This is a genomic window from Salinispirillum marinum, assembly GCF_042650105.1.
GTDB classification, from domain to species: Bacteria; Pseudomonadota; Gammaproteobacteria; order Pseudomonadales; family Natronospirillaceae; genus Salinispirillum; species Salinispirillum marinum.
In genome coordinates this window covers 553,662-578,941 of record NZ_JBHSAL010000002.1, presented here as the reverse complement: position 1 = coordinate 578,941, position 25,280 = coordinate 553,662, and the positions used below count along the sequence as shown (strand labels likewise).

At 52.8% G+C, this 25,280-nt stretch carries 18 protein-coding genes; 10 read left to right on the top strand and 8 right to left on the bottom strand.

The genetic code is table 11. From position 1 onward, the window contains the following. Positions 1 to 6: 6 nt before the first annotated feature. The 8 genes from ACFOSD_RS09815 to ACFOSD_RS09780 all read left to right on the top strand — a co-directional run bounded on the left by ACFOSD_RS09815 (position 7) and on the right by ACFOSD_RS09780 (position 14,105). Entirely contained in the window at positions 7 to 4,818 is a 4,812-nt protein-coding gene (locus tag ACFOSD_RS09815; protein WP_380695988.1) for an NAD-glutamate dehydrogenase, read from the top strand. A 122-nt stretch (positions 4,819 to 4,940) separates the two neighbouring features. Beyond that, positions 4,941 to 5,165, top strand: coding sequence for a DUF2835 domain-containing protein (locus ACFOSD_RS09810; protein WP_380695986.1), 225 nt, complete (start codon positions 4,941 to 4,943; stop codon positions 5,163 to 5,165). A gap of 28 nt (positions 5,166 to 5,193) precedes the next feature. Continuing rightward, a complete protein-coding gene (locus ACFOSD_RS09805; protein ID WP_380695984.1) occupies positions 5,194 to 5,619 on the top strand; it encodes a hypothetical protein in 426 nt (141 codons plus the stop codon). Between the two features lie 286 nt (positions 5,620 to 5,905). After that, a complete protein-coding gene (locus tag ACFOSD_RS09800; RefSeq protein ID WP_380695982.1) occupies positions 5,906 to 7,270 on the top strand; it encodes an NAD(P)/FAD-dependent oxidoreductase in 1,365 nt (454 codons plus the stop codon). Between the two features lie 11 nt (positions 7,271 to 7,281). Then, on the top strand, positions 7,282 to 9,831 hold the full coding sequence (gene nirB, locus ACFOSD_RS09795) for a nitrite reductase large subunit NirB (RefSeq protein ID WP_380695980.1): 2,550 nt from the start codon (positions 7,282 to 7,284) through the stop codon (positions 9,829 to 9,831). A gap of 10 nt (positions 9,832 to 9,841) precedes the next feature. Continuing rightward, a complete protein-coding gene (gene nirD / locus ACFOSD_RS09790; protein WP_380695978.1) occupies positions 9,842 to 10,282 on the top strand; it encodes a nitrite reductase small subunit NirD in 441 nt (146 codons plus the stop codon). Further along, positions 10,279 to 12,981 (top strand): molybdopterin-dependent oxidoreductase, encoded by a 2,703-nt coding sequence (locus ACFOSD_RS09785; protein ID WP_380695976.1) that lies wholly within the window; start codon positions 10,279 to 10,281, stop codon positions 12,979 to 12,981. Before nirD ends, ACFOSD_RS09785 begins: the two co-directional genes overlap by 4 nt. Before the next feature lie 110 nt (positions 12,982 to 13,091). Next, positions 13,092 to 14,105 (top strand): quinone-dependent dihydroorotate dehydrogenase, encoded by a 1,014-nt coding sequence (locus ACFOSD_RS09780; RefSeq protein WP_380695974.1) that lies wholly within the window; start codon positions 13,092 to 13,094, stop codon positions 14,103 to 14,105. Between the two features lie 80 nt (positions 14,106 to 14,185). Here the strand turns inward: ACFOSD_RS09780 and rmf are convergent, their stop codons facing one another. Continuing rightward, complete coding sequence (gene rmf / locus ACFOSD_RS09775; protein WP_380695972.1) at positions 14,186 to 14,413, bottom strand: ribosome modulation factor; 228 nt, start codon at positions 14,411 to 14,413, stop codon at positions 14,186 to 14,188. 386 nt (positions 14,414 to 14,799) lie between these two features. On the opposite strand from rmf, the gene rlmKL reads away from it, so the two are divergent. Further along, on the top strand, positions 14,800 to 16,947 hold the full coding sequence (gene rlmKL / locus ACFOSD_RS09770) for a bifunctional 23S rRNA (guanine(2069)-N(7))-methyltransferase RlmK/23S rRNA (guanine(2445)-N(2))-methyltransferase RlmL (protein WP_380695970.1): 2,148 nt from the start codon (positions 14,800 to 14,802) through the stop codon (positions 16,945 to 16,947). 17 nt (positions 16,948 to 16,964) lie between these two features. Here the strand turns inward: rlmKL and ACFOSD_RS09765 are convergent, their stop codons facing one another. Next, positions 16,965 to 17,795, bottom strand: a complete 831-nt coding sequence (locus tag ACFOSD_RS09765) for an HDOD domain-containing protein (RefSeq protein ID WP_380695968.1) — start codon at positions 17,793 to 17,795, stop codon at positions 16,965 to 16,967. 190 nt (positions 17,796 to 17,985) lie between these two features. Here ACFOSD_RS09765 and ACFOSD_RS09760 point away from each other — a divergent pair, with 190 nt between their 5' ends. After that, positions 17,986 to 18,936: a calcium/sodium antiporter gene (locus ACFOSD_RS09760; protein WP_380695966.1), complete on the top strand. Its 951-nt coding sequence runs from the start codon at positions 17,986 to 17,988 to the stop codon at positions 18,934 to 18,936. A gap of 10 nt (positions 18,937 to 18,946) precedes the next feature. Here the strand turns inward: ACFOSD_RS09760 and ACFOSD_RS09755 are convergent, their stop codons facing one another. The 6 genes from ACFOSD_RS09755 to trmA form a co-directional block, all read right to left on the bottom strand. Next, positions 18,947 to 20,134, bottom strand: a complete 1,188-nt coding sequence (locus ACFOSD_RS09755; RefSeq protein WP_380695964.1) for a kynureninase — start codon at positions 20,132 to 20,134, stop codon at positions 18,947 to 18,949. A gap of 12 nt (positions 20,135 to 20,146) precedes the next feature. Next, positions 20,147 to 20,923: a tryptophan 2,3-dioxygenase gene (locus ACFOSD_RS09750; protein WP_380695962.1), complete on the bottom strand. Its 777-nt coding sequence runs from the start codon at positions 20,921 to 20,923 to the stop codon at positions 20,147 to 20,149. A 125-nt stretch (positions 20,924 to 21,048) separates the two neighbouring features. After that, positions 21,049 to 21,900 (bottom strand): sterol desaturase family protein, encoded by an 852-nt coding sequence (locus ACFOSD_RS09745; protein ID WP_380695960.1) that lies wholly within the window; start codon positions 21,898 to 21,900, stop codon positions 21,049 to 21,051. Positions 21,901 to 21,911: 11 nt separating this feature from the next. Then, positions 21,912 to 23,156, bottom strand: a complete 1,245-nt coding sequence (locus tag ACFOSD_RS09740) for a TraB/GumN family protein (protein ID WP_380695958.1) — start codon at positions 23,154 to 23,156, stop codon at positions 21,912 to 21,914. A gap of 89 nt (positions 23,157 to 23,245) precedes the next feature. Then, entirely contained in the window at positions 23,246 to 24,121 is an 876-nt protein-coding gene (locus ACFOSD_RS09735; protein WP_380695956.1) for an alpha/beta fold hydrolase, read from the bottom strand. A 61-nt stretch (positions 24,122 to 24,182) separates the two neighbouring features. Continuing rightward, positions 24,183 to 25,280, bottom strand: coding sequence for a tRNA (uridine(54)-C5)-methyltransferase TrmA (trmA, locus tag ACFOSD_RS09730; protein WP_380695954.1), 1,098 nt, complete (start codon positions 25,278 to 25,280; stop codon positions 24,183 to 24,185).

Sequence of the window (25,280 nt, the reverse complement as noted above, 5' to 3'; positions counted from 1 at the left end):
TGCCCGATGGCTACCAGCAGATCGACTGCACAAAAAAACCTGATCAAAGAATTAACTGAACGCTTACAACCCCATGTGCCGGATAATAAAAAAGCGCCATTAGCGCATTTTATTCACTGCATATATGATCATGCGTCATTGATGGATTTGCAGTTCTATGAAATGACCGATCTGGCTGGTCTAACGGTCAGTTTATGGCGACATATCGACAAATGGGATGGCAGTTCCGCCAAGGTGCAAGTATTTAATCCCAATGTCGAAGAGCATGAATGGCAGAGCTCACATACGTCCGTCGTGATATTAACGCGTGATATTCCGTTTACGGTGGATTCCGTTCGGATGGCGTTAAATCGCTTAGGGGTGAATATTCATAATTTGTTCCACGCAAATTATTGTTCCACGCGGACCAAAGCCGGCGAGTTACAAGCCTTATCGGAAGACGCGTCGGCCCATAATGAATTGATGATGTATTTTGAAATAGATCATCGCTCGGACGCCAAACAGCGCCGGGAAATCGAACGGGAATTGCAAAACGTTATTGCCGACGTGCAAATGGTGGTGGACGACTTTGAGGCCATCACCAGCGCTGCCAAGGCGGCACAAGATGAATTCAAGAACTTGGCCAAGGCGGGGTTCACGAAAGCCGATATCGATGAAGCCAATGTATTTGTGGATTGGTGGATCAATGACCACTTTACCTTCTTAGGTTATGACGAATTTGAGGTCGAGAAGGGTGCGATCAAGCCCATTGCTGATTCCTCTCGCGGCCTGTTCCGCAAGCCACGTATGGCAAAGGCAGAACCCATAGAAGAAATGGGTGCGCAATTGACGGCGGCGGTGAAGGATCCACGGATCATCAGTTTTGCCAAGTCCGGTTCTCGGGCCTCTGTGCATCGCCCGGCATATAGCGACTATGTGGTGATTCACCGTTTTGATGAAAAGGGTAATGTTATCGGTGGACGGCGCTTCTTGGGGTTATATACCTCATCGGTGTACAACGATTCGCCGCGTTCAATTCCCATTATCCGGAAGAAGATTGATACGGTTCTAGCCGCTTCAAATTTTGTCCAGCGCAGCCATAACTACAAAGAGTTAGCGCAGATTCTGCACACTTTCCCGCGTGATGAGTTGATTCAATCTTCGGTGGATGAGCTGCTGGCAACGACCCGCACGGTATTGTCCATTCAGGAGCGTAAGCAGATTCGCGTGTTTGTACGTGAGGATGTGTACGGCAAATTCGTCACCGCGTTGGTCTATTTACCACGGGAAATCTTCAATACCGAAATCCGCATGCAGATTCATGATGTGCTGGCGGAACACATGAATGTCGAAGGGTCCGATTTCACTAACTATTTGAGTGAATCGGTACTGGCACGCATTCGTTATGTCTTCAAATTGGCCGAACCGCTCAAACACAGCATTAATGTTGCGGAAGTTGAACAGCAGGTCATCGCCTTAGCCCGTAACTGGACCGATGAACTGCAAGCATCATTGATCGAAACGGTGGGTGAAGAGCGCGGTGTAGAGCTGCATGCCGCCTATCGGAATGCCTTTCCATCGTCCTATCGTGAAACCTACTCGGCACGGGTTGCCGTGGCCGATGTGCAACGCATGGAGTCCCTATTCAACGACCCTGAAAATCAGCTCACGCTGAGTTTTTATCTGAGTCAGGAACCGTCTGGCAGTAGCTTGAAGCTCAAGATTTTCCATGAAAAAACCGAGCTGATGTTGTCGGACTTGGTGCCGGTGTTGGAAAACTTAGGCTTGCGCGTGGTAGAAGAGATTCCTTACGAGATACATCGCACCGATGGCCGTGTGGTTTACGTGTACGACTTCTCTCTGCTCTATGAAGCGAATCCTGAGTTAGACCCCGCCAGCTTGCGCGATGTGTTCAACGATGCATTCATCAACATCTGGTACGGCCGCGCCGAGAACGATCTCTACAACCAAATGATCTTGGGTTCTAAGCTCACCTGGCGCGAAGTAGCGATGCTGCGGGCCTATGCGCGCTACATGAAGCAAATTCGTTTTGGCTTCAGCCAGGAGTACATTGCCAATACGTTGATCCAACACACTCGCATGACGGAAACCCTGACCTTCCTGTTTTCGGCGCGCTTTAATCCGGTGCGTAAGAAACGCGTAGAGCTGCAAGAAAAGTACGTCGCTAAGATGGAAGAAGGCCTCGAACTGGTACAAAACCTGAACGAAGACCGTATTCTGCGCAAATATATGGAATTAATCTTGGCGACCTTGCGCACCAACTTCTACCAAGAAGAAGGGCCGAAACTGCGTAAGTCGTACCTCAGCTTTAAGTTGGACCCCAGCAAAATCAACGATATGCCATTACCCCGGCCGAAGTTTGAGATTTTCGTCTATTCGCCACGGGTAGAGGGTGTTCACTTGCGTGGCGGTAAGGTGGCGCGGGGCGGTTTGCGCTGGTCTGACCGAATTGAGGATTTCCGCACCGAGGTGTTGGGCTTGGTTAAAGCGCAGCAGGTGAAGAACGCTGTCATTGTGCCGGTGGGCGCCAAAGGTGGCTTTGTGGCAAAACAACTGCCAACCAGCGGTGACCGCGATGCCATGCTGCAGGAAGGTATCGCTTGTTACAAAACCTTCATTCAAGGCTTGCTGGACATCACCGACAATCTGGTCCAAGGGGAAGTCGTTCCGCCGGTGAATGTGGTGCGGCACGACCCTGATGACACCTATTTGGTAGTAGCGGCTGACAAAGGAACGGCGACCTTCTCAGATATCGCCAATGAAGTGGCTGGAAAATACGATTTCTGGCTGGGTGATGCCTTTGCTTCCGGTGGCTCGAACGGCTACGACCACAAAAAAATGGGCATTACCGCTCGTGGTGCATGGGTAAGCGTACAACGTCACTTCCGCGAGATGGGCATTAATGTGCAAAAAGAGCCCATTACCGTGGTGGGTATCGGTGATATGGCGGGTGATGTTTTCGGCAACGGTCTGCTGCGTTCGCAAAGCGTCAAGCTGGTTGCTGCCTTTAACCACATGCACATTTTCCTCGATCCGGATCCCGATGCGGCGAAATCGTTTGCCGAACGGCAACGCTTGTTTGATCTGCCACGCTCCTCTTGGGAAGACTACGACGCTAAATTGATTTCCAAAGGCGGTGGCATTTTTAACCGCAACGCGAAGTCCATTAAGTTGTCGCCGGAGGTGAAGAAGCTTCTTCAGGTCAACAAAGACCAGATGCCCCCAACCGAATTGATCAGTCATATTCTGAAAGCACCGGTGGATTTGCTGTGGAATGGCGGAATCGGCACCTATGCGAAAGCCAGCTCTGAAAGCCATGCGGATGTTGGCGATAAGGCCAACGATGCGTTGCGGGTCGATGCCAAAGATCTGCGCTGCAAAGTTATTGGCGAGGGCGGTAACCTGGGTTTCACTCAGTTAGCACGTGTTGAGTTCGGCTTGAAAGGTGGACGCTGTTATACGGACTTTATCGATAACGCCGGTGGGGTGGATTGTTCGGACCACGAAGTAAACATCAAAATCCTGTTGGATGAATTGGTGAAAAGTGGTGATCTGACCAGCAAGCATCGCAATCAATGGATGCTAAAGATGACCGAAGAGGTCGGTGATCAAGTACTGGCGAACAACTACAAACAAACGCAAGCGATCAGTTTGGCGGCGCGTGAGGCAGCCCATCGAATTGAAGAATACCGCCGGCAGATCAATGCATTTGAAGCGGCCGGGAAACTGAATCGGTCATTGGAATATCTGCCCGACGATGAAATGATTTCAGATCGTAAAGCCAACGGCAAAGGCTTGGTGCTGCCTGAGCTGTCGATCTTGATCAGCTACAGCAAGGGCGACTTGAAAGAAGCCTTAATCAAGCAAAAAGCGGGTGAAGATCCGTATTTGGTCAACGAAGTGCAACATGCGTTTCCGGCCAGTTTGGTGAAAGAATTCGGCAAACACATCAAGAACCATCGGCTGCGCAATGAAATCGTGGCGACTCAAGTCGCTAACGATTTGTTCAACCACATGGGTATCAATTTTGTACACCGACTGAGCGAGAGCACAGGGGCAAGTGAATTGGACATTGCCCGTGCCTACATCGCCGCGCGTGATATTTTTGACCTGAAGGGGCTATGGTCGCGCATTGAAGCCTTAGACTATAAGGTGAACGGCCAATTACAGCAGAGTATGATGGCGCGCAGCGCTCGTATGGTGCGGCGGGCAACACGGGCGCTGATCAAAGCCAACCGTTTAAGCTTTGATGTCGCCGCGGTGGTTAAACGTTATAAGGAACCGGTGGCACAGTTTGCCGCCGATATACCGAAGTTCTTACATGGGGAAATGGGGCAGAACTTTTCCGACGCGGTGAAGGAGTATCAAGCCGCGGGGGTCGAGTTGGCGTTGGCGCAACAGGTAGCGGTGTGCGATCACCTATATCATGCGCTGGGCATCATTGGCGTGGCCAATGACCTCTCGGTTCCCGTGAATCAGGTGGCCGAAGCCTTCTTTACCTTGGGTGAAAAACTGTCGCTGAACCAGTTCGCGGGGCAGCTAAATAATTTGTCCGTCGGTACCCATTGGCAAGCCATGGCCCGAGAAGCGCTGCGCGATGATCTGGAGTGGCAACAACAGCGTCTCACGCAGAGCGTGCTAAACATTCAAGGCAAGCAGCCGTTGTCGGAACTGCTTACCGAATGGAGTGAAAAGCATCGCTTGTTGGTTGATCGATGGTTACGCATTGTGCGCGAAATTCTGGCCACCACCGACCCGGAATTCAGCATGTACAGTGTGGCCATTCGGGAGTTGTTGGATCTCTCGCAAGCGACTTAACACCAGCGTATGCAACTCATGGGCGTAAATTCTTCGTCATGAGGATCATCGCCGCCATTGCCTAACCGGTTAATGGCGGCGATACTTGCGTCACCTATCACCTGAGTTGTTTTTGGCTGAGTATGAGTCACTCTATTGATGTCAGTTTTTACATCTCACCGGATGACATTGAGCGTATGTACGCCGGAACGGCAAAAAACGTGTATACCGTTTCGCACGATGGCCGTAGCGTCAGTTTTCCCATTCGTATATTGCAGCCCTTCATTACTCGAAACGGCATCCAGGGCAGTTTTCGCATTCATTTTACCGATCAGAATAAGTTCGACCGGGTAGAGCGCCTAGGTTGAGCGTTTGGATTGAGCATAGGAGTACTCGATGATGATCAGTTGGCTATGGCGTTTGGGTTTGATTGCTTTGCTGACCTGGTTTGCCGTACCGCTGATAATGCGTGAAGACACTCCGGTAGCAGTACCCGATACGGTCGGTGCAGAAGTGGTCGATTCGGCGCTCAATGCATGGCAGCGATTTTGGGCCGAACGTACCCCAGTGTCGCCAAATCAGAGCCCGGCGGTAGCTTTCTCAACCGGCACAATGCCAAACGCTTTGGCGTCGCTGCTGGGTGAGCAAAATATAGAAGGTATAGAAGGTAGCGCATTGTTGAACCTATTGCAGCGGCTGCCGCGCGGGCAGCAATTGAGTGTGGCGCAATTGCAGCAACGAGCACAGGACATGGGATTCGAGTTGGAAGCAGCCGATGCCGAACAATTATTGGCTTGGCTGGAAGCACAAACGCCCAATTAAATCACGCACCCGAATGGTGCGGAGTGCCCACCTACTGTGCATATGTCTACGCCATTTGATGCATGCCAATGCTATTAAACAGCTTCTATATTATTGATAAATAAGGAAAAATAAATATTCAAACAACGTTGGCATAAACTCTGCTTTGAAACCGTCATGAGCATAAGGGTTTGCCACAGGCGGTAAACCGATAAACAACTAACATGAGCAAAGGCGCTCGAACTTGACACCCTAGGGTCGTTGAGTTCGAGCGCTTTTTTTTGGTTCAAAGAAAATAGAGTGCGCTATGGTCAAGCCTAACGAAACAGTTGTTCAAGACATGTCGCCGCATGAAGGTAATGTCCGCGACGATACCATAAGCCCGCATGAACATTGGGTTATCGTCGGGCATGGCATGGCGGCGCAACGCTTATTGGAAGAATTGCATGACCCATTGACTCATCGTAAGCGCCAAGATGTCAGTATCACCATCATCAGCGGCGAACCAGTCGGCGGCTATAACCGGATCGGTTTATCGGATGTTCTGGCTGGCAAACGGACGTTGGCCGAATTAACGCCCCAGCAGATCCACAGTCAGCATTTGCCTAACTGTCAATGGTTGCAAGGCTGGGTCATGGCCATTGATCGTACTGCGCAAACGGTGCGGTTGTCCGATGGCGGGTTATTGCCTTACGACCGTCTCATTCTCAGTACCGGTTCCTCCGCATTGTTACCAGAATTGCCCGGCATTAACGGCCAGGGTATTCAGGCTTTCCGCACCGCCGCAGATACCGAAGGCTTAATGGCGCTGCCAGCCAATGCATCGGTCATCGTTGTGGGTGGCGGCCTGTTAGGCATAGAAGCGGCGGTTGGTTTGGCCGGGCGTGGCGTTAACGTTGCCTTGGTGCATCGCGGCGCGTGGTTGATGAACCGGCAGCTCGATGCGCTTTCGGGTGACTGGTTAGCCGAAGCGCTGACCAGCCGCGGCATCCGCGTTTATTTGAATAGTACTGTGGCCGAAATAGCGCGGGATGAGAGAGAGGACATGCAAGGCGTGATTCTGCAAACCGGCGAACAGTTGGACGCAGCCCATGCCGTGTTTGCGATGGGCGTAAAACCCAATGTCGATTTGGCCCAACGTGCCGGTGTGGCGGTGGCGGATGGCATCGAAGTCGATGACCAGATGATCACCAGCGACCCCGCTATTTATGCCTTAGGAGAATGTGTGTCACACCGTGGCGTACAGTTTGGCTTGGTTGGTCCGTTGTATGAGCAAGCGGCCGTATTAGCGCGGGTGTTGGTCGCGAATCGTGATCATATTGCGTGTGACGCCCGCTATGAGGGTACGGTGGTTGCGACCCATCTAAAAGTCAGTGGTGTACCTGTCTATTCTGCCGGTGACATCGATCCTGCGCAAGAGTCCCTAGTGTGGCAAGACCTACCTAAACGGCACTACAAACGACTGTTTTTAAAGGAAGGCCGTCTGGTCGGTGTCGTGTTGTATGGCGACATCTCGGATGGTGGGTTCTACCACGATCTTATTCAACAGCAGGTGGATATCCGTGCATGGCGTGAACATCTGATATTCGGTGCGGCGCATTGTACTGGCAATGTTGAGCGCAACAACAAGCCACAGGCTATCTCCCAAAAACCCTATTCGGCAGCAGCCTAGAGGACAATCCCATGACAATAGAAACACAACAACCGCACGTAGTGGTGATTGGCAACGGAATGGTGGGTCATCATCTGGTTGAACAATTTGCAGAAGGCGGACATCTAACCCGTTTTCGGGTCACCGTCATCGGAGAAGAGCAGCGCATTGCGTATGATCGGGTTCACCTGTCGGAATATTTTCAAAGCGGTGATGCCGAAGCACTGGCCTTGAGTACGGTTGACCAGTACAGCCAGTGGGGCATTAATCTGCTTTTGGGCGTTGCCGTCACCGCCATAGATCGTACCGCGCAAATCTTGCAATTGAGCGACGGTAGCAGCCTGCACTATGACCATGTGGTTCTAGCGACCGGCTCCTTTCCTTTTGTGCCACCCATGCCGGGGCATGATCGCCCCAATTGTTTTGTGTACCGTACGCTGGATGATCTAGATGCCATTCGTGCCGCCGCCAAAACCGCCACTACTGGCGTTGTGGTTGGGGGTGGTTTGTTAGGGCTGGAAGCCGCGAATGCTCTGCGCGAACTAGAGCTGGAAACCGCCGTGGTGGAATTTGCCCCACGCTTGATGCCCATGCAGGTAGACGCCGAAGGCGGTGTTGTCCTGCGCGAAAAAATTGAACATTTAGGTGTACAGGTGTTGACCGACCGCGCCACTCAGCGCATTGAAGATGGCATAGACAGCGCACACCGCATGGTATTCCAGGACGACAAAGTGCTGGAAACCGACCTCATTGTATTTTCTGCCGGTATCCGGCCGCGTGATGAACTGGCTCGACAAGCGGGTTTGACCATGGGAGAGCGCGGCGGGGTAGTGATCGACGATCATTGCCGTACCAGCGACGCGAACATTCTAGCCATTGGTGAAGTGGCCTTATGGAACCGGAGCATTTTCGGTTTAGTTGCCCCCGGTTATCAAATGGCCAAGGTGGCTCTCGATACCTTAACGCAAGGCGAACGGGTGTTTACCGGTGCCGACATGAGCACCAAACTCAAACTGATGGGTGTTGATGTAGGTGCTATTGGTGATGCCCACGGTACTCAGCATCCAGGTGCAAAATTATACCGTTATCTTGATCAGGTTAAGCAAGAATACCGCAAGCTGGTCGTCTCGGCAGACGGAAAACAATTGTTGGGGGCCATGTTGGTTGGCGACAACAGCTACTACGATACCCTGCTGCAGTATTACCTCAATGGCCTAGAACTCCCGGCCCAGCCGGAAGCCTTAATTTTACCGCAGCAAGAAGGCGGAGCACCCGCTCTTGGGGTGGATGCTTTACCCGCCACAGCAACCATTTGCTCTTGTCATAACGTGAGCAAAGGGGCCATTGTGAGCTGCATTGACGCCGGGGCGGCGGGAGTGCCTGACGTCAAAGCATCCACCAAAGCAGCTACCGGCTGCGGTGGTTGTGCCGCCATGCTGAAAGATGTGGTAGACCACGAATTGAAAGCGCGTGGCGTGGAAGTCAGCACGGATATCTGCGAGCACTTTGCCTATTCACGGCAGGATCTGGAAAACATCGTGCGCGTTGAGGGCATTACCACCTTTGCTGATTTACGTCAGCGCTACGGCCAAGGGTTAGGCTGCGACATCTGTAAACCTGCGGTGGGTTCTATATTGGCATCGGTCTGGAATGACTACGTGCTGAAACCTGAACACACCCCACTGCAAGACACCAATGACACCTTTTTAGCCAATATGCAAAAAGACGGCACCTTCTCTATTGTGCCGCGCATCGCCGGTGGTGAGATAACGCCACAAGGACTCATTACCCTCGGTGAAATTGCCCGTGACTTTAACCTTTACACCAAGATCACCGGTGGTCAACGCATTGATTTGTTCGGTGCCACGCTCAATCAATTACCTCAGGTGTGGCGTCGTCTGATCGATGCCGGGTTTGAAACCGGGCATGCGTACGGCAAATCGGTGCGTACGGTAAAAAGCTGTGTGGGCAGTACCTGGTGTCGTTACGGCGTTCAGGACAGCGTGCAACTTGCGATTGACTTGGAGCACCGCTACAAAGGCTTGCGCGCACCGCACAAAATCAAGTTTGGCGTCAGCGGTTGTACCCGCGAATGTGCCGAAGCACAGAGCAAAGATATCGGGGTCATTGCCACCGAGAATGGCTGGAATCTGTATGTGGCCGGGAATGGGGGGATGCGCCCGCGTCATGCGGACTTGTTTGCTACCGATCTGGATACCGCAACGCTGATCAAATATATCGACCGTGTATTGATCTTTTATGCGCGCACCGCCGACCGGCTGCAACGGACCGCCCGTTGGATAGAGAATTTGGATGGCGGCTTGGACTATCTGCGTCGGGTGGTGATTGATGATGCCCTGGACTTAGGCGAAGAACTGGAAGCGCAAATGGCGCGAGTGGTTGAGCAATATCAGTGCGAGTGGAAAACCACGCTGGAAAATCCTGAAGCATTGAAACGGTTCCGGCAGAACATCAATGACACCGCGGATGATCCTTGTGTGGTCATGGTGCCCGAACGCGGACAACCACGACCTGCCACCCCTGAAGAAAAACAACAGCGCATACCTGCGCAGGCTATTTAAGGAGATGACCATGACCACGACACTGACTCGGCATTCATCGCCAAGCACAACTAAACCGACCGATTCCGGTTGGATTGCCGTAGGACAGGCCGACGACCTCGTCGCATTCTCAGGCATCGGTGCGGCGGTACCGCAACAAGAAGGCAGCACTTCCGTCGCCATTTTTTGGTTACCGGGCGAGCCTACAGAATTGTTTGCCCTGAGCAATTATTGCCCGTTTTCCGGCGTGCATATTTTGGCACGCGGTATCGTCGGCGACCTCGGCGGCGAACCTGTTGTCGCGTCCCCGTTGCACAAAGAGCATTTTTCCTTACGCACTGGCGTGTGCTTGGAAGATTCAGCCGTGCAAGTGGCCGTTTGGCCGGTGCGGCTGCGCGGGGGCATTCTGGAAATTGGGTTATTGCCCGTACAGTCCGCGGCGGAAGAAAACAGCCAAGGTAAGGCGGCATGAAACGACGCGTAGACACCACATGCCCGTATTGCGGCGTCGGTTGTGGCGTCAGCGCATTAGTGCATGATCAACAGGTTATTGCGGTAGAAGGCAGTGCCCGGCATCCGGCGAATCGAGGCAGGTTGTGCGTGAAGGGCTCTGCCTTACATGAAACCCTAGACCCACAAGCCCGCTTGCTGCAGCCCAGCGTGCGTGGCGAAACCGTCGACTGGTCTACTGCGATTAATGAAGTGGCGACGGGCTTGCGCCAAGTTATTAAAGAACATGGCCCCGACAGTGTCGCCTTTTACGTGTCCGGCCAACTGTTAACCGAAGACTATTACGTGGCCAATAAGCTGATGAAAGGCTTTATTGGTAGTAGCAACATCGATACGAATTCACGCTTGTGCATGTCGTCGGCCGTGGCCGCGCAAAAACGTGCCTTTGGCAGTGACACTGTGCCCGCGCATTACGATGATTTGGAACTCGCCGATCTCTTGGTGTTGACCGGCTCTAATGCTGCTTGGACCCATCCTGTGTTGTTTCAACGCATGATGGCGGCTCGGACCGCTGCGCAAGAAGCCGGTGCGCCCGATAAGCGAATGGTGGTGATAGACCCGCGACGAACCGCTACCGCAGAAAGTGCCGACCTGCATTTGGCCATTCGTCCGGGTACGGATGCGGTGTTGTTCAACGGCCTGTTGGTCTGGTTACACCAGCGCGGCATAACGAATGCGGCGTATATTAAACGCCATACCCAGGGTTTTGCTGAAACGCTGGCTACCGCGCAACAAACCGCAGGCAGTGTGGCGGCTGTTGCTCAAGCTTGTGCGGTGCCCGTGCAGGATATTGTGCAGTTTTATGAATGGGCGGCGGAAACGCCCAACATGGTGACCTTCTATTCCATGGGCATCAATCAGTCCACCAGTGGTGTCGACAAAGCCCAATCCATCATCAATGTGCATTTGGCTACCGGTCGCATAGGCAAGCCCGGTGCTGCGCCATTTTCTATCACTGGACAACCGAACGCCATGGGAGGGCGTGAAGTAGGTGGCTTAGCCAATCAACTAGCGGCGCACATGAATTGGGATAACCCCGACGACATCAATCGTGTCGAGCGTTTCTGGCGTGCGCCGAACATGGCACGAGAGGCGGGTTTAAATGCCACCGATCTATTCTCTGCGGTGGGTGAAGGGCGCATCAAAGCGATCTGGATCATGGCAACCAATCCGGTCGTTAGCATGCCCGATGCCGATCGCGTGCGTGCTGCCTTGGCCCAGTGTGATCTCGTGATCGTGTCCGATTGCATGCAACACACTGATACCCTAGACATGGCACATATCCGATTGCCCGCTACTGGATGGAGCGAGAAAGACGGCACGGTCACCAACAGCGAACGCCGAATTAGCCGTCAGCGCGCGCTGGTCAAACCGCTGGGTGAAGCACAACATGACTGGTGGATCATCACACAAGTCGCGCATGCTATGGGCTTTGGGGCCTCATTTCCCTACCAGCAGCCGGTCGATATATTCCGTGAGCACGCCCAATTATCCGCCTATGAAAATAACGCCACGCGAGATTTCGACCTGTCATTGTACGCCGACATCAGTACCGCAGAATACGATGCCATGGCGCCCATGCAATGGCCCATTACCGCCAAAGCGCCCATGGGCACCGCGCGGCTATTCGGCGATGGACAATTTTTTACCCCAGAAGGCAAGGCGCGGTTATTTCCTATCGTGCCCCGGCGCCCGGTGGCGGAAGCCAACCCCGAACAAAGCCATTTTGTGTTGAATACCGGGCGGCTGCGCGACCAATGGCATACCATGACGCGTACCGGTCTAGCTGAGCGGCTAGACCAACATGCACCCGAACCTCGCGTCAGCGTACATCCAGACGATGCCGAAGCCCTGGGTGTGTCGCCCGATGGCTGGCTAAATTTAGCCACCTTGGGTGATCAACCGACGGGAGAACTCAAAGCGCGCGTTGTCTTGAGCACGACACAGCGCCGTGGTGAGCTATTCATGCCCATCCACTGGACTCATCAAAACAGTCGTCATGGCCGGGTCGGTGCCTTAATTCCAACCGCCATTGATCCCATTTCAGGTCAGCCAGAACTGAAGCATGCCGTGGTGCAGGCGCGTGTTTGGCAGCCGCAACAACAAGGCATGTTATGGTGCCGCCAGCCATTACCAAACCCGCCTTGGGATACGTGGCTAATGCGTACCGTCGGTGGAATCACGGTGTATCAATTTGCCGCTGAACGTGCGCTTGCACTCGACGCACCATTGGAAACATGGCTGCGCGATGAATGGCCCTATGGCGAGCTTTTGCAACGTTTTGATGACGCCACGAATGGCATGACGCGTGTGTTATGGGGGCAGGGGAATCGTATAGAAGCTTTGGTTTGGTTTGGCCCTACCATGCCTCAGCCAGACATTGCTTGGGTGGCTAATTGTTTACAGGCCGACACGATCAGCGCACCCGACCGCCGCGATTTACTGGCTGGGCGCAGTGGCGGGCAAGAAGACGCTGGCCCAACGGTTTGTAGCTGCCATCAAGTTGGCGAGTACCGTATTCGTCATGCCATCCAGCACGAAGGACTCACCACGGTAGCCGCCTTGGGTAAAGCACTTAAATGCGGCACACAATGTGGGAGTTGTATTCCGGATTTGCAGCGCTTGATTAGCACGAGTGTGGAGAGCGTGAAATCCGATTGATCAAACGAGATTCTGTTGTTACATAGGGGGAGACAGGTTTTTTTGGAGCCATTCGTGACCGACGCCCATGCGAGAGGCTATAATCCGCGCAGTCTAAACGGGAGCCCCGCATGTACCACCTTCTACAGCCATTATTATTCAGTCTGACGCCAGAAACTTCGCACGACCTTAGCTTGGATGCGTTAGGTGCGCTTAATCGTCTGGGTTTGCTCTCCTTGGTGGCACCTAAAGTGCCAGCGCATCCCGTTGAATTATTGGGTTTGAGTTTTCCCAATCAGGTTGGTTTAGCCGCCGGTTTGGACAAAAATGGCGACTACATTGATGCCTTGGGTGCACTCGGTTTTGGCCATATTGAAGTGGGTACCGTTACCCCATTGCCGCAGCCGGGAAATCCATTACCCCGGCTGTTCCGCTTGCCCGACGCACAGGCCATCATCAACCGTATGGGGTTCAACAACAAGGGTGTTGAGCACATGGTGGCGAATCTGAAAAAGCGACGCTTCAAGGGCATTGTGGGCGTCAATATTGGCAAAAATGCGGTGACGCCGGTCGAGAACGCTGCTGATGACTATTTGATTTGTTTGCGGGCAGTTTATCCCCATGCCGATTACATCACGGTGAATTTATCTTCGCCCAACACGCCGGGTTTACGTGCTTTGCAATTTGGTGCCATGTTGGATGCCTTGTTGCAAACGCTGATGGCAGAGCGGGAGCGGCTGTCGCAAGAACACGGGAAAACGGTTCCTGTGTTGGTGAAAATTGCGCCCGATATGAGCGATGATGATATTCGTTCGGTGGCTGCTTCACTGCAACAAGCCGGGGTTGATGGTGCGATCGCTACCAACACCACCATCGAACGGCCCGGCGTGAATGGCGTAGAGTATGCAGAAGAAGCCGGTGGGCTAAGCGGTAAACCCTTAGCGGTCGCGGCCACGCATGCCTTAAGTGTATTGACCCGTGCACTGGCTGGTAGCATGCCGGTAATCGGGGTAGGTGGCATCACGGATGGCGACAGTGCCCGCGCAAAAATAGACGTGGGTGCGGCTTTGGTGCAGGTGTATTCCGGTTTTATCTATCGGGGTCCAGGCTTGATAAAAGACATACAAGAAGCGCTGAACGGATAAAAGAAACTTTCTAATAAGGGGAAAAGGCAGGTTACCAGCAGCAGGCCGCGTCATGCGGCCTGCGAGGTTTGGGGAAAATACTAACCCTGATGAATTTGGTGATATACGACTCTGTTCAGTTTATGTACGGCACTGGCACCTTGGAAACCGTTCCACATATCGTCACGGCCTTCACGCCATCCGTTCATCCATTCCTGGTGCTCCGCACCATCCTGCTTTGGACATAACGACTTTGATCGCCCCTCCAAGCCTGCCAGATATCCACGCTGATAAGCTCTATCGTTACGATCACGTTTCTGTCTTTTCATAAAAGTCGACCTCATGCTTGTCGAAGATGTTCAGGGAACTGCTCAATCTGAGCGGAAATACGCAATGTTCCTGCTATACTCCTTTCCTTAATGGGCACCACTGGGGTACCGCGACACGTGAGAAGAACCCGATGCCAGATGTTGAGCGAGGGTTCATAGAGGGCTGGTGGCGACTGCAATGCCACAAGCTAGGTTCATTTTTACGGCAGGCTTGGGGTAAGTGTCGAATGCTATTGCGGTCTAAGAAGCGTTCTTTTTAGGCGAATAACATCTAAAAACTTCATCAAGCTGTAACCGACTGATTTGTCGAAGCTTTAAAATTCGTGCCAACTTTGTCTCGTTATTTTTTATAGCGCTTTTTTCTAAAAAACTGGTTTACATACGAAATGCATCTAAACAACACCGCTGATTTATCCTGGTTCATTGCTTGTCCCACCTTCATTGAACCTTTATTAGCCGACGAGCTAACGTCTTTGGGTGCACGCGATGTAAAAATCGGGCATGCCGGCGTTCAGGCCACAGGTTCTTTAAACTTTGGTTATGAGGTGGTGCTGTGGAGTCGTTTGGCGTCTCGTGTAACCCTGCAAGTGGCTGCCGGTAAAGCGGCGAATCAGGATGAGTTACGTGACCTTATCCAAGGTGTTGCTTGGGCCGACCATATGCACCCTAACGGTACGCTTAAGGTCCGGTTTTCGGGTCGTACCGAGGATTTACGCAATACCCAGTTCGGCGCTCAGTGGGTAAAAGATCAAATTGTCGATTTTTTCATGGCTTCGCACGGTGTGCGCCCCAGCGTGAGCGATGACCCTGACATCAACATAGTGGTTAATCTGCATAAGGGTTTGGGTACGGTCGGCATCGAAATCAATGCGCAAAGCTTGCATCATCGTGGTTATCGCCAGCCGGGTGCGAAAGCGCCGTTGCGGGAAAATCTGGGTGCAGCGGTGCTCATTCGGGCTGGCTGGCCTGAGCTGGTGGCCAGTGATAAAGCCGCGGTGCAGTTGGTTGACCCCATGTGTGGGTCAGGCACTTTATTGATTGAAGGCGCGTTAATGGCCTTTGACTGGGCGCCCGGCTTACTGCGCCAGGACAACTTGGCACGGCGCTGGCTCGGTCACGACCAAGCCCTATGGGACAGCGTCGTAGCGGAAGCCGAAGAGCGCCGCGACGAAAAGTTGAAGAACACAAAGCGCTTTGAGTTTTGGGGTAACGATGCCGATACCGATATGTTCAATTTGGCGCGTCGGCACTGGCGTTCTATCGGTTTGCCGGAAGCGCGCTGGAGTCATTGTGATATCGCCAGTATGCCCGGTGCAGCACCGACAGATGCCGGTTTGGTGGTGTGTAACCCGCCGTACGGTGAACGCCTGAGTTCGGTGGCTGAACTGAAGCCGTTGTACGAGGCACTTGGTGCCTTCATGAGTTCGCTCTCGGATGTTTTTCGGGGTGCTATTTTTACCCAGGCGGACGTGCCTATCACGCTGTCGAACCTCTATTACAGTAAAGAATATCGTCTGATGAATGGCGACTTGGACTGTAAACTGTTCCGCTTTGATTCGTTGGCGCAGAAAGAACGGCCCGCTAAAGTGCTGGCCGAAGACTTGGCAAACCGCATCACCAAAAATCTGCGCAAGCTCAAGCCCTTCATTAAAAGCGGCATCACCAATGCATACCGCGTGTACGATGCCGATATTCCCGAATATTCTATTGCCGTTGACCGTTACGGTGACTGGCTGCACGTGCAGGAATACGCGCCGCCGAAAGATATCGACCCGACCATTGCGCAAAAGCGTTTGAACTCGGCTTTGATGACGTTGCCCGAAGTGTTGAATATACCGGCCGATCAGGTGGTGCTGAAACAACGCAAGCAGCAGAAAGGCAGCAGCCAATACGAAAAGCAGGACGACCAGCGCAGCACGGGTAATGATCAAATTGTGTTCGAGCACGGCGCACGCTTCATCATCAATCTGACCGATTATCTGGACACCGGGTTGTTTCTGGATCATCGGTCTATGCGTTGGTGGTTGCAACAACAGGCGAAAAACAAAGTGGTACTGAACCTCTTTTGCTACACCGGCGCAGCCAGTGTGCATGCCGCATTAGGCGGTGCTTCTCGGGTCGACAGCGTGGATTTATCGAACACCTATTTAGAATGGGCTAAGGAAAACTTTCGCTTGAATAGATTGCAACCGGCCCGATATAACTTTATTCAGGCGGATGTGGTGGAATGGCTGGCTGACGCGCAGAGTAAATACGATCTGATCTTTCTCGACCCGCCAACGTTCAGTAACTCGAAACGCATGCGTGACCACTTCGATGTGCAACGTGATCATCAACAGTTAATTCACAACGCCATGAAGGTCTTAGTGCCGGGCGGAACGCTGGTGTTTTCCAACAATTTCCGTAAGTTCAAAATGGACGACGAGATAATGGCGGACTATGACGTGCAAGACTATCGACAGAAGTCCATTCCAGCAGACTTTGAACGCAACCAGAAAATCCATGGTTGTTGGTTGATTAAACACCGGGATTAGTTCAAACAGTGGGGGCATTAGGCGCTGATTAGCGCCAGTGCCAATTCCATGCGTTCTTCCGTGCTTTGCTGTGCTTCCGCACTTAATGCGCCGTTAGTGCATTTAATTAAGGCTGGGACGGTGGCGTCCGCATACTGCGCATAGCGACCTTTTTCGGTGCCGTAATGCAGCAAGTTTGCGGCGATCACCACGTCCACATAGTCCGGCGTTTCTTCCCCGGTTTCGCGCATAATCCGTTCATGTTCGCGCGCCATGCGCACCAAGTCATCGGTCATCTGCCAGCGCCGCAGCATGATGGCACCCACTTGTGGGTGCAAAATTTGTTCAAATTGCATCCGTTCGGTAGGCGATAGCTCCGCCTGACGCTCCAGAAAGTCACGCAGTGGCAGTTTACCAATATCATGCAGTAATCCGCCCAGGGCAGCCAGTTCAGGGTCTAGTTGCGCGTGTTGTCCAGCCAGCGTATGACATAAGGCACTGATGCGCAGGCCACCAGCCACAAAACCGCGCAGGCGATCTTTATCGCTGCTTGATTGCATGGTTTGCAGAATCGCTAATTGCGTGACGAGGGAGCGCACCAAATTAAAGCCAAGGCTGGTTATGGCTTGGCGGAGCGAGGTGAGCGGGCTGCCGCGTAACAAAGCAGAGCTGTTGGCGACTTTTAGTAAGCGCGCGGCAATGGCGGCATCTTTGGCAACTTCATGTTCGAGTACATGGACCTTACAGTCCGGGTCGGCCGTGAGTTCGCGTACCCGCATAGCGACTTCGGGTAACGAAGGAAGAATCAGTCGATTCGCCGCGATATCACGTTCGACCATACTCAATAAATGCTGTGCCCGCTCTTTCATGAGCCACTCCTGACTGTCCGCGCAGGTCATTATAAGAGATTACTGAACGAAAGCCAGAACAGTGCTCAAAATCTGTGGTTGTCGGCACGCTTAATATTTTATAGGTCGTATGTACTTTCGATGGATCAAAGATCAAGATGGCTCCCCCGGCAATCGTTGCGTTTGGTCCACACATTTAAGGAGTTGAACCATGAGCTTGTACATCGTAACCATAATATTGGGCGTCTTGCTGCTGACCGGTGGGGGTGAGTTGTTGATTCGTGGCGCATTGGCGGCGGCCAAACGATTGGGTGTTTCGCCGTTGCTCAGTGGCTTGATCATCGTAGGATTTGGCACCTCTGCGCCGGAGTTGGCGGTGTCGGTCGATGCGGCCATAAACGGTCAACCGGACATTGCAGTAGGTAATGTGGTCGGCAGTAATATTGGCAACATCTTATTGATTTTGGGTATTTGTGCGTTAATTTCACCCATGAACGTTAAGCCTTTGGTCTTGCGGCGTGACGGCGTGATGATGATCATCGCGACGGTTCTGTGCATGATATTGATTGGTGGGCAGGGCTTGGTGCGTTTAGACGCCGCGCTGTTGCTGGCCGCATTGCTGGCCTATTTGATTTGGGCTTATGTTACCGAACGTGATGAGACAGTGCCTTCAGCGGAGGTGCATAAGGCAGAAAGTGAAGCGGTAACGGCGATACCCGTATCCATGCTGTGGACGGTCGCATCCGTAATCTTAGGTTTGGCCTTATTGGTGGTTGGGTCGCGTGTTTTTTTATATGGCGCCATCGGTATCGCAGAATCCATTGGCATCTCGGAAGCGGTCATTGGCTTGACCTTGGTGGCGGTTGGCACATCGTTGCCGGAGTTATCCATTTCAGTGTTAGCGGCCATACGTCGGCAGGCCGATGTAGCGATCGGTAACGTGTTGGGCAGCAATATTTTTAACGCCTTAGGTATTTTGGGTGTTTCGGCCTTGCTGCAGCCTTTGCCGGTGCCCGAGCGCATTTTACACATTGACCAATGGGTCATGCTGGGCAGTGCGTTGTTGGTGTTGGTCTTTCTGTACACCGGAAAACGGTTGACGCGCTGGGAAGGGTTAGCACTGATACTGGGCTATGGAGTATATGTATTCAGTGCCTTATAGCGCTCTTTATTTAGGACGAATTAGCTACCCGGTGCAAACCTTCGGCGGCGCTCTGTAATTGTGTTTCCGTGACGTAGGGCGCTGGACCAAGGCGCAAGCTATCGCCTCGACTGTCACACCAGATACCTTGTGCACGAAGCCTGTGTACCCAGTCTTCCGCTTGCGGGGTTTTGATGACCAGAAACCCACCCAGTGCCGTCAAGGGTTCCGTTGGCAGAAGGACATCTTGAGGCCAGCGATATTGCGCTAATTGGGCACGTAAAAAACTCAATTGAGCTGTATTGATCGATCGCAATTTCGCTACGTCGAGTTGTTGTTCAGCGAAGAACTGCCAAACGCGTGCGGCGCGATAATGGCTGGTAGGGTCGTACGTTGAACCTTCAAAAGCCCAGCGACCTGTGCCGTAAGGGACGGAGTTGCCGGGTGCCGCGCTCAGATGGGCAAATTCGGCGTACCAGCCAGTCACCAGAGGCCGCCAGTTACAGTTCTTCGGTACTCGCAGAAAGCAATTACCTTCGCCAAGTTGGCAGTATTTATAGCCACCACCCACGATAAACGTACTGTCGGGTAACGCTTCGTCCATGGTAAAGGGCAGGGCGTTGACCAGATGGTAAGCGTCCAACAGCAGTGGCAGCTCACGTTCGGCACAGCGCTCCGCCAAGGCGTTAAGGTGTGGCACAATCTGCCCGGTTTGGAATAAAACCATGGAACACAATAGCGCTGCGGTTTGCTCTGTGCAGGCATGCCATAAACGCTCGGCGAGTGTATCCACGGGTTCCGTTGCGACCCGAGTCACAGTAATGTCGGTTTCGTTCAAACGCGCCAACAGGCGTCGCATGGAATGGAATTCACCATCGGTGGTCACTATGTGTGGTTTGCTGATCAAAGGCAGAGCTGACAACCACCGCACGAGCAATTCTTGCGTGTTTTGACCCAGTACATATTCACCACGGGAGTCACCCAGCCGTTCAGCAAAGCCTTTCCGTACCTGTTCCGCTTGAATAAAGGCGTGCTGCCATTTGTCATCCACATGCAGTGCTGCGTGCTCGAACGCCAGTAGTTGACCTTCACGCGCCACGTCTGGCCAGGCTTGGTGGGAATGCCCGGTAAGCAGTATTCGGTCACTGACGTTGAAGGTTTGATAATGTTGTTGCAGGTGGCGTGCGGTATCCGACCAATCCATAGTGTCTTTGTTCATCATCATGCTCCGTTAAAACTGTGCGCGAATGGCCCATAAATCCGGGAATACCGGTTTGAACAAGGTGGTTTGTAAATAACCTACGCCGTCGCTTCCCCCCGTACCCATTTTGCTACCTATGGTGCGGCGAACCATTTGCACATGGCGATACCGCCATTCCTGTAAGCCTTCGTCGAGATCGACGAGCAGCTCCATGATCAAGGTCAAGTCCGGGATGTTTCGATAAACCTCCAACAACACCGCTTGTATGTCTTCATTCGGTTCGGTTGCGGTTTCTGTCACCGCTAAGACAGTTTCGGGAATGGCGTAGTTGCGTTGCGCCAACAGCATGAGAAATTGCTGCCAAAGGCTGGGTTGTAACAGGTAGTGTTTGAGCAGTTCAGTGGCCGGACTGTCTTCGGGTTGGTGTTTCAGGGGTTCCAGACGTTTGTAACCCAAGGCAAATTCAAAGGCGCGAAATTGGTAACTTTGAAAACCGCTGGACGAGGCCAAAAAGGTACGGAAGCTGGCAAACTCCAATGGCGTCATGGTTTCCAGTATATCCACTTGGCCCACCAAGGTTTTCATGATCTTCAAGATGCGTTTCAATGTATGGGCGGCGCGTGATGTGTCACCTTTAGCCAGTGACCGCTGAACGAAGTCGATTTCGTGCAGTAATTGCTTAAACCACAGTTCGTAGGTTTGATGAATGATGATGAACAAGGTTTCATCATGTTCAACCGGTTTGGACACCGGCTGTTGTAAATTCAACAGTTCGTCGATGTTTAAATAGGATGTATAGGTCAGCATAAGTCGGTGTCTGCGTAGAATTTTTTTGGTTATTAAACAGAACGTCACAGCTTAGCCTGTATCATCTTGATGACGAAGTTGTCGAATTTTGCAAATGCTCTTCCCGTGCAAACTTATGTGCACAGTCAGTCTGAGTTGGGCGTCCAGTCTGGACGGCGGATGAGGTGGCGCAGACGATTCCGCCAGGTTTTATGCGGCGCGCGCGCATCACGCAGCATGTCACGCCATTCGTGGAAGGTGAGGGTAATGGGGTTGTGGGTGTGAATGGGTTTGGTGATGCCATACACACAGGGGTTTGCGTCGTTTTCAGGCACGAAGGTGCCAAACAGTTTGTCCCAAATGATAAGCACACCGGCGTAGTTACGGTCTATGTATTCAGCGTTGCGGGCATGATGTACCCGATGATGCGAGGGTGTGTTCAGAATGGCTTCCAGTAGGCCCAGCCGCTTTACTATTTGCGTATGCACAAAGAATTGGTACGCCAGATTCAGTAACACCACCATAATGATGATCTCGGGCGGAAAACCTACGATGGCCATGGGGAGCCAGAATACCCACATACCGGCTATGGGGTACATCAAGCTCTGCCGAAAGGCGGTCGAGAAATTCAGGTGTTCCGATGAATGATGCACTACATGCGCCGCCCACAGCCAGCGGATTTGGTGGCTACTACGGTGAAACCAGTAGTAAAGGAAGTCTTGTAGAATAAAAGCGCCCAATAAGCTCCAGCCATTGATCGGCAGGTCGAACAGACGCCAATCAAAAAAGCGGGTATAGACCCAAACAATCAACCCGGCGGCCAATAATTCACCGCCTTGGTGCATAGCGGCCAGCGTGGCGTTCGACAACGTATCTTTCAAGCCGTATTGTGCATTTTCCAGCTCAGGGTGTTGGCGCAGCCAAACCCATTCGATACCAATGAACAAAAAGAACACCGGAGCCAAGGCCAACAGAATGAGTTCGGGATGAAAGCTCATGAGATAAACCTCTAGCCGCCGGTGAGTTGGCCAAAAATACGGAAGCCGCCGATGTAGGTTGCGGCTGCGGAACCCAGGGTGGCGAAAAAGAACACCAACAATGTCCGTGACACCCGGTTGCGCCACCAACCCCACACTGAACTCACATCGTCCCGCAGATGGGCGAAGTCACCCACCGTAGGCTTACGTGCATACAGTTCAACCGCAGCGGCCACAAAGCCTGCGCCAATGGTTGGGTTCAACGAAGTGAAGGGCGCCGCTAAAAAGCCTGCAATGATGGTCAACGGGTGTCCACGGGCGATCATAATGCCTATGGCCGTTAGGCTGCCATTGATCAAAATCCACTCGGTGATCAAACGCAGGCCCAGCTCAGGACCACGACTGAACCCAATCGCAAAGCCGGTAAGGATCAGGGCTGCGATGAGCCATGGTAAGTACTTTAACCATTGGCTACCCGGTTGGACGGTTTCTAATATTTCACGTTGTTCTTTCGGTTTGGTTGGTAAGTGACTGTTTATATTGACTTCTAAGCCAGCCAAATGACCTGCGCCGATCACCACCAAGACGTTTTTATAGCGACTGTTGCCATTTTCTTCCGCCAAGCGCAGCGCCATGTAATGGTCGCGTTCGGTGATCAGGGCTTGATACAGCGCTTCCGATTCTTCCGCAAATTCGGCAAACGTGGCTTGCAGTACATCGCCTTCTTTCAGCTTTTCGACATCTTCCGCTGACACTTTTTCTTTTGACACCAGACTGCCGACAATACCGGCAATGAGTTGTGAGCGTTGCCACCACGGCACCCCACGATAAATGCGTCGTAAGGTGATGCCAATGTCACGGTCGATAGCCATGATGGGAAGTCCAGCGTTAGCGGCTTCTTCCAGTGCTGCTTTCATTTCTTCGCCGGGTGCAATCCCCGACTCGTCAGCCACTCGCTGTTGAAACGCACCCATGGCAAGATTGGCGGCAACCATGCCTGCTTTGCCTTGTTTGATCACCTGAAACAAGTCCAACTTGCTGAGTTGATCCGGGTCTTTCATGGCTTGCAAGCGCGCCGGGCAAAGCTCAACGGCAACGGCATCAAAGGCACCGGAACGAATTAAGGCACGCACTTCGTCGGCGCTGGCTTTAGAAACATGGGCCGTACCCAACAAGGTATATTCAGTATCGTACTTCTTAACCACCCGGCGTGGTCCGGCGGTGGAGGGTTGGGTATCGTTTTGGGTGTCGGAATCGTTCAAAGCAGCAGTCGTCATGGTTAGGTGTCGGCAAAAAAACAGCGGCTATTGTATGCAATAGGGCCGGTTTTGGACAGTGATTACACGGAATCCCCCAGCCATGCTGGTCAGGGTATGCGGCGCAAAAACGCCAAGCCTTTGTCAATTGCCCGCTGTGCCGTAATAAATGCCGTCGCATGACCGCGCCAGCGCATGAGATAGACTTCGTGTTCGATGTTGCGGCTGGCTAATGCGGCAGCATAATCCAGGCTGTGCTCAACGGGCACTAAATTGTCGTTGCGGCCATGATACAGAAAATGCGGTGGGGCGTTGTCGTGCAGATGCCACTGTGGAGACGCTAAGGCATATTGCTCGGGAATATCTAGGGGCGTTCCACCAAGATATTGTTCCACCAGGCGCCCTCCGGAAAACTTCAACAAGTCCAATGGCGCGCCGCCAATGATTACGCCATGGGGCCGCGTAGTTAACCCGCCGTAGGGCCTATCAAGTTCGCCGCCTTGACCGGCCACATTAGCCATTAGGCTTACTAAATGGGCACCGGAGGAAAAGCCGATGGCGCTGATTCGCGTCGGGTCGATGCGCAGCGTATCCGCCTGATCATGCAGCCAGTGCATGGCGATCTGGGTGTCATGTAGCGATGCAGGGAAAGGGAATTCGGGCGCGAAGCGGTAGTCTATATTCAGCACCACAAAGCCTTGCCGGGCCGCCCGGCGTGCTTGGGCGTTCATGTCCTGGCGCGAACGCGCCTCCCAGCCTCCACCGTGCACCAGTAACACGGCGGGTTTTAAACCCTCATAATCGGGTATGTACAGGTCGCCATATAAGTCTTGTGGCCAGTCATCGGGACTGAAACGTATGGCTTCGGTTTGTTCGTAGCCGACTCGTATTTTGTTTGTGCTGTCCACCGAGTCACTCATGGTTGATACGCTGTGTTGCGCACAACCCGCCAACCCTGCGGCCAATATGCCGACCAATACGCGCATGCGTCCTTTTGCCCCTTAATTTATGTCCTGATGCATACGAGCGTGGCGAGTTATTGGATGATCAGCCTGGGCGTCTCGTCAATAGAGCACCGGCTTCACGATGGTGTGAATACGGGAACTGGTCAAACAACGCCATTCGCTTGACCTCGTGCGTTGACTGTAACGCTTGAATGTTGGCCAAAAGCGTTTCCGGATTGCACGAAATGTACAGGATATGGTCGAATTCGCGCACGAGTTCAACGGTGTCGTCGTCGAGCCCGCTGCGCGGCGGGTCAACAAAGACGGTCGAGAATTGATAGCGGTCGAGTTGATATTCTTTTATGCGTCGACCTTCGCCGGTGCGCCAACCAACGCTAAAGTCTTCCGCCGACATGCGGCCGATCACAACATTCTCGATGCCGTTGAGACCTAAATTGTGTTCAGCCGCTCGCACGGAGGTTTTGGAAATTTCAGTCGCTAGAACGCGGTCAAACTGATACGACAGTGGGATGGTGAAGGTGCCCAAGCCACAGTAGAGTTCCAGCAAGTCGCCTGACAGCGGTTCCGCTTGCTGAATTGCCCATTCCAACATTTTTTCACACACCTGCGCGTTAGGTTGAGTGAAACTGTTCTCGATTTGGCGATAGCGGAATTTTTGCCCGTTTACCACCAAGCACTCCGTGACATAATCGCGCCCAATCACGATGCGCTGTTTGCGGCTTCGGCCAATGAGCTCAATGCCTAGGTTTTCAGCCAAGTCACGTGCCGACTGCTCCCAGGTTTCGTCTAATTTGCGGTGATAAACCAGCGTGACCAAGGCCTCATCCGATAGGGTGGTCAGAAATTCCACCTGAAATAAGCGATAGCGCAGCTCGGAGTCCTGATGGATGGCTTCCATCAACAGTGGCATCAGGCGGTTAATGGTTTCGGAGCCAATAGGGAAGTCAGGTACTTCAATCGGGTCACGCGGATTTTCCGGGTCAAACATCGCAAAATAGCTGCGTTCGCCTTCGTGCCAGACACGAAATTCGGCGCGCATGCGAAAGTGGGCGTCCGGCGATGCATAGACATCGATGGCTCCCGTATAGACGGGCTCGAAAGCCATCCGAAGCTGGTTAATTTTGTCGGTTAATTGTGCCTCATACTGGGCAGGATAGACCTGACCGGGTCGGTCTGACAT

What these genes read in the sequence shown, in the direction of transcription:
- ACFOSD_RS09815 (WP_380695988.1), top strand. Translation starts at nt 7, where the DNA reads ATGGCTACCAGCAGATCGACTGCACAAAAAAACCTGATCAAAGAATTA.
- ACFOSD_RS09810 (WP_380695986.1), top strand. Translation starts at nt 4,941, where the DNA reads ATGAGTCACTCTATTGATGTCAGTTTTTACATCTCACCGGATGACATT.
- ACFOSD_RS09805 (WP_380695984.1), top strand. Translation starts at nt 5,194, where the DNA reads ATGATGATCAGTTGGCTATGGCGTTTGGGTTTGATTGCTTTGCTGACC.
- ACFOSD_RS09800 (WP_380695982.1), top strand. Translation starts at nt 5,906, where the DNA reads ATGGTCAAGCCTAACGAAACAGTTGTTCAAGACATGTCGCCGCATGAA.
- nirB (WP_380695980.1), top strand. Translation starts at nt 7,282, where the DNA reads ATGACAATAGAAACACAACAACCGCACGTAGTGGTGATTGGCAACGGA.
- nirD (WP_380695978.1), top strand. Translation starts at nt 9,842, where the DNA reads ATGACCACGACACTGACTCGGCATTCATCGCCAAGCACAACTAAACCG.
- ACFOSD_RS09785 (WP_380695976.1), top strand. Translation starts at nt 10,279, where the DNA reads ATGAAACGACGCGTAGACACCACATGCCCGTATTGCGGCGTCGGTTGT.
- ACFOSD_RS09780 (WP_380695974.1), top strand. Translation starts at nt 13,092, where the DNA reads ATGTACCACCTTCTACAGCCATTATTATTCAGTCTGACGCCAGAAACT.
- rmf (WP_380695972.1), bottom strand. Translation starts at nt 14,413, where the DNA reads ATGAAAAGACAGAAACGTGATCGTAACGATAGAGCTTATCAGCGTGGA.
- rlmKL (WP_380695970.1), top strand. Translation starts at nt 14,800, where the DNA reads ATGCATCTAAACAACACCGCTGATTTATCCTGGTTCATTGCTTGTCCC.
- ACFOSD_RS09765 (WP_380695968.1), bottom strand. Translation starts at nt 17,795, where the DNA reads ATGAAAGAGCGGGCACAGCATTTATTGAGTATGGTCGAACGTGATATC.
- ACFOSD_RS09760 (WP_380695966.1), top strand. Translation starts at nt 17,986, where the DNA reads ATGAGCTTGTACATCGTAACCATAATATTGGGCGTCTTGCTGCTGACC.
- ACFOSD_RS09755 (WP_380695964.1), bottom strand. Translation starts at nt 20,134, where the DNA reads ATGAACAAAGACACTATGGATTGGTCGGATACCGCACGCCACCTGCAA.
- ACFOSD_RS09750 (WP_380695962.1), bottom strand. Translation starts at nt 20,923, where the DNA reads ATGCTGACCTATACATCCTATTTAAACATCGACGAACTGTTGAATTTA.
- ACFOSD_RS09745 (WP_380695960.1), bottom strand. Translation starts at nt 21,900, where the DNA reads ATGAGCTTTCATCCCGAACTCATTCTGTTGGCCTTGGCTCCGGTGTTC.
- ACFOSD_RS09740 (WP_380695958.1), bottom strand. Translation starts at nt 23,156, where the DNA reads ATGACGACTGCTGCTTTGAACGATTCCGACACCCAAAACGATACCCAA.
- ACFOSD_RS09735 (WP_380695956.1), bottom strand. Translation starts at nt 24,121, where the DNA reads ATGCGCGTATTGGTCGGCATATTGGCCGCAGGGTTGGCGGGTTGTGCG.
- trmA (WP_380695954.1), bottom strand. Translation starts at nt 25,280, where the DNA reads ATGTCAGACCGACCCGGTCAGGTCTATCCTGCCCAGTATGAGGCACAA.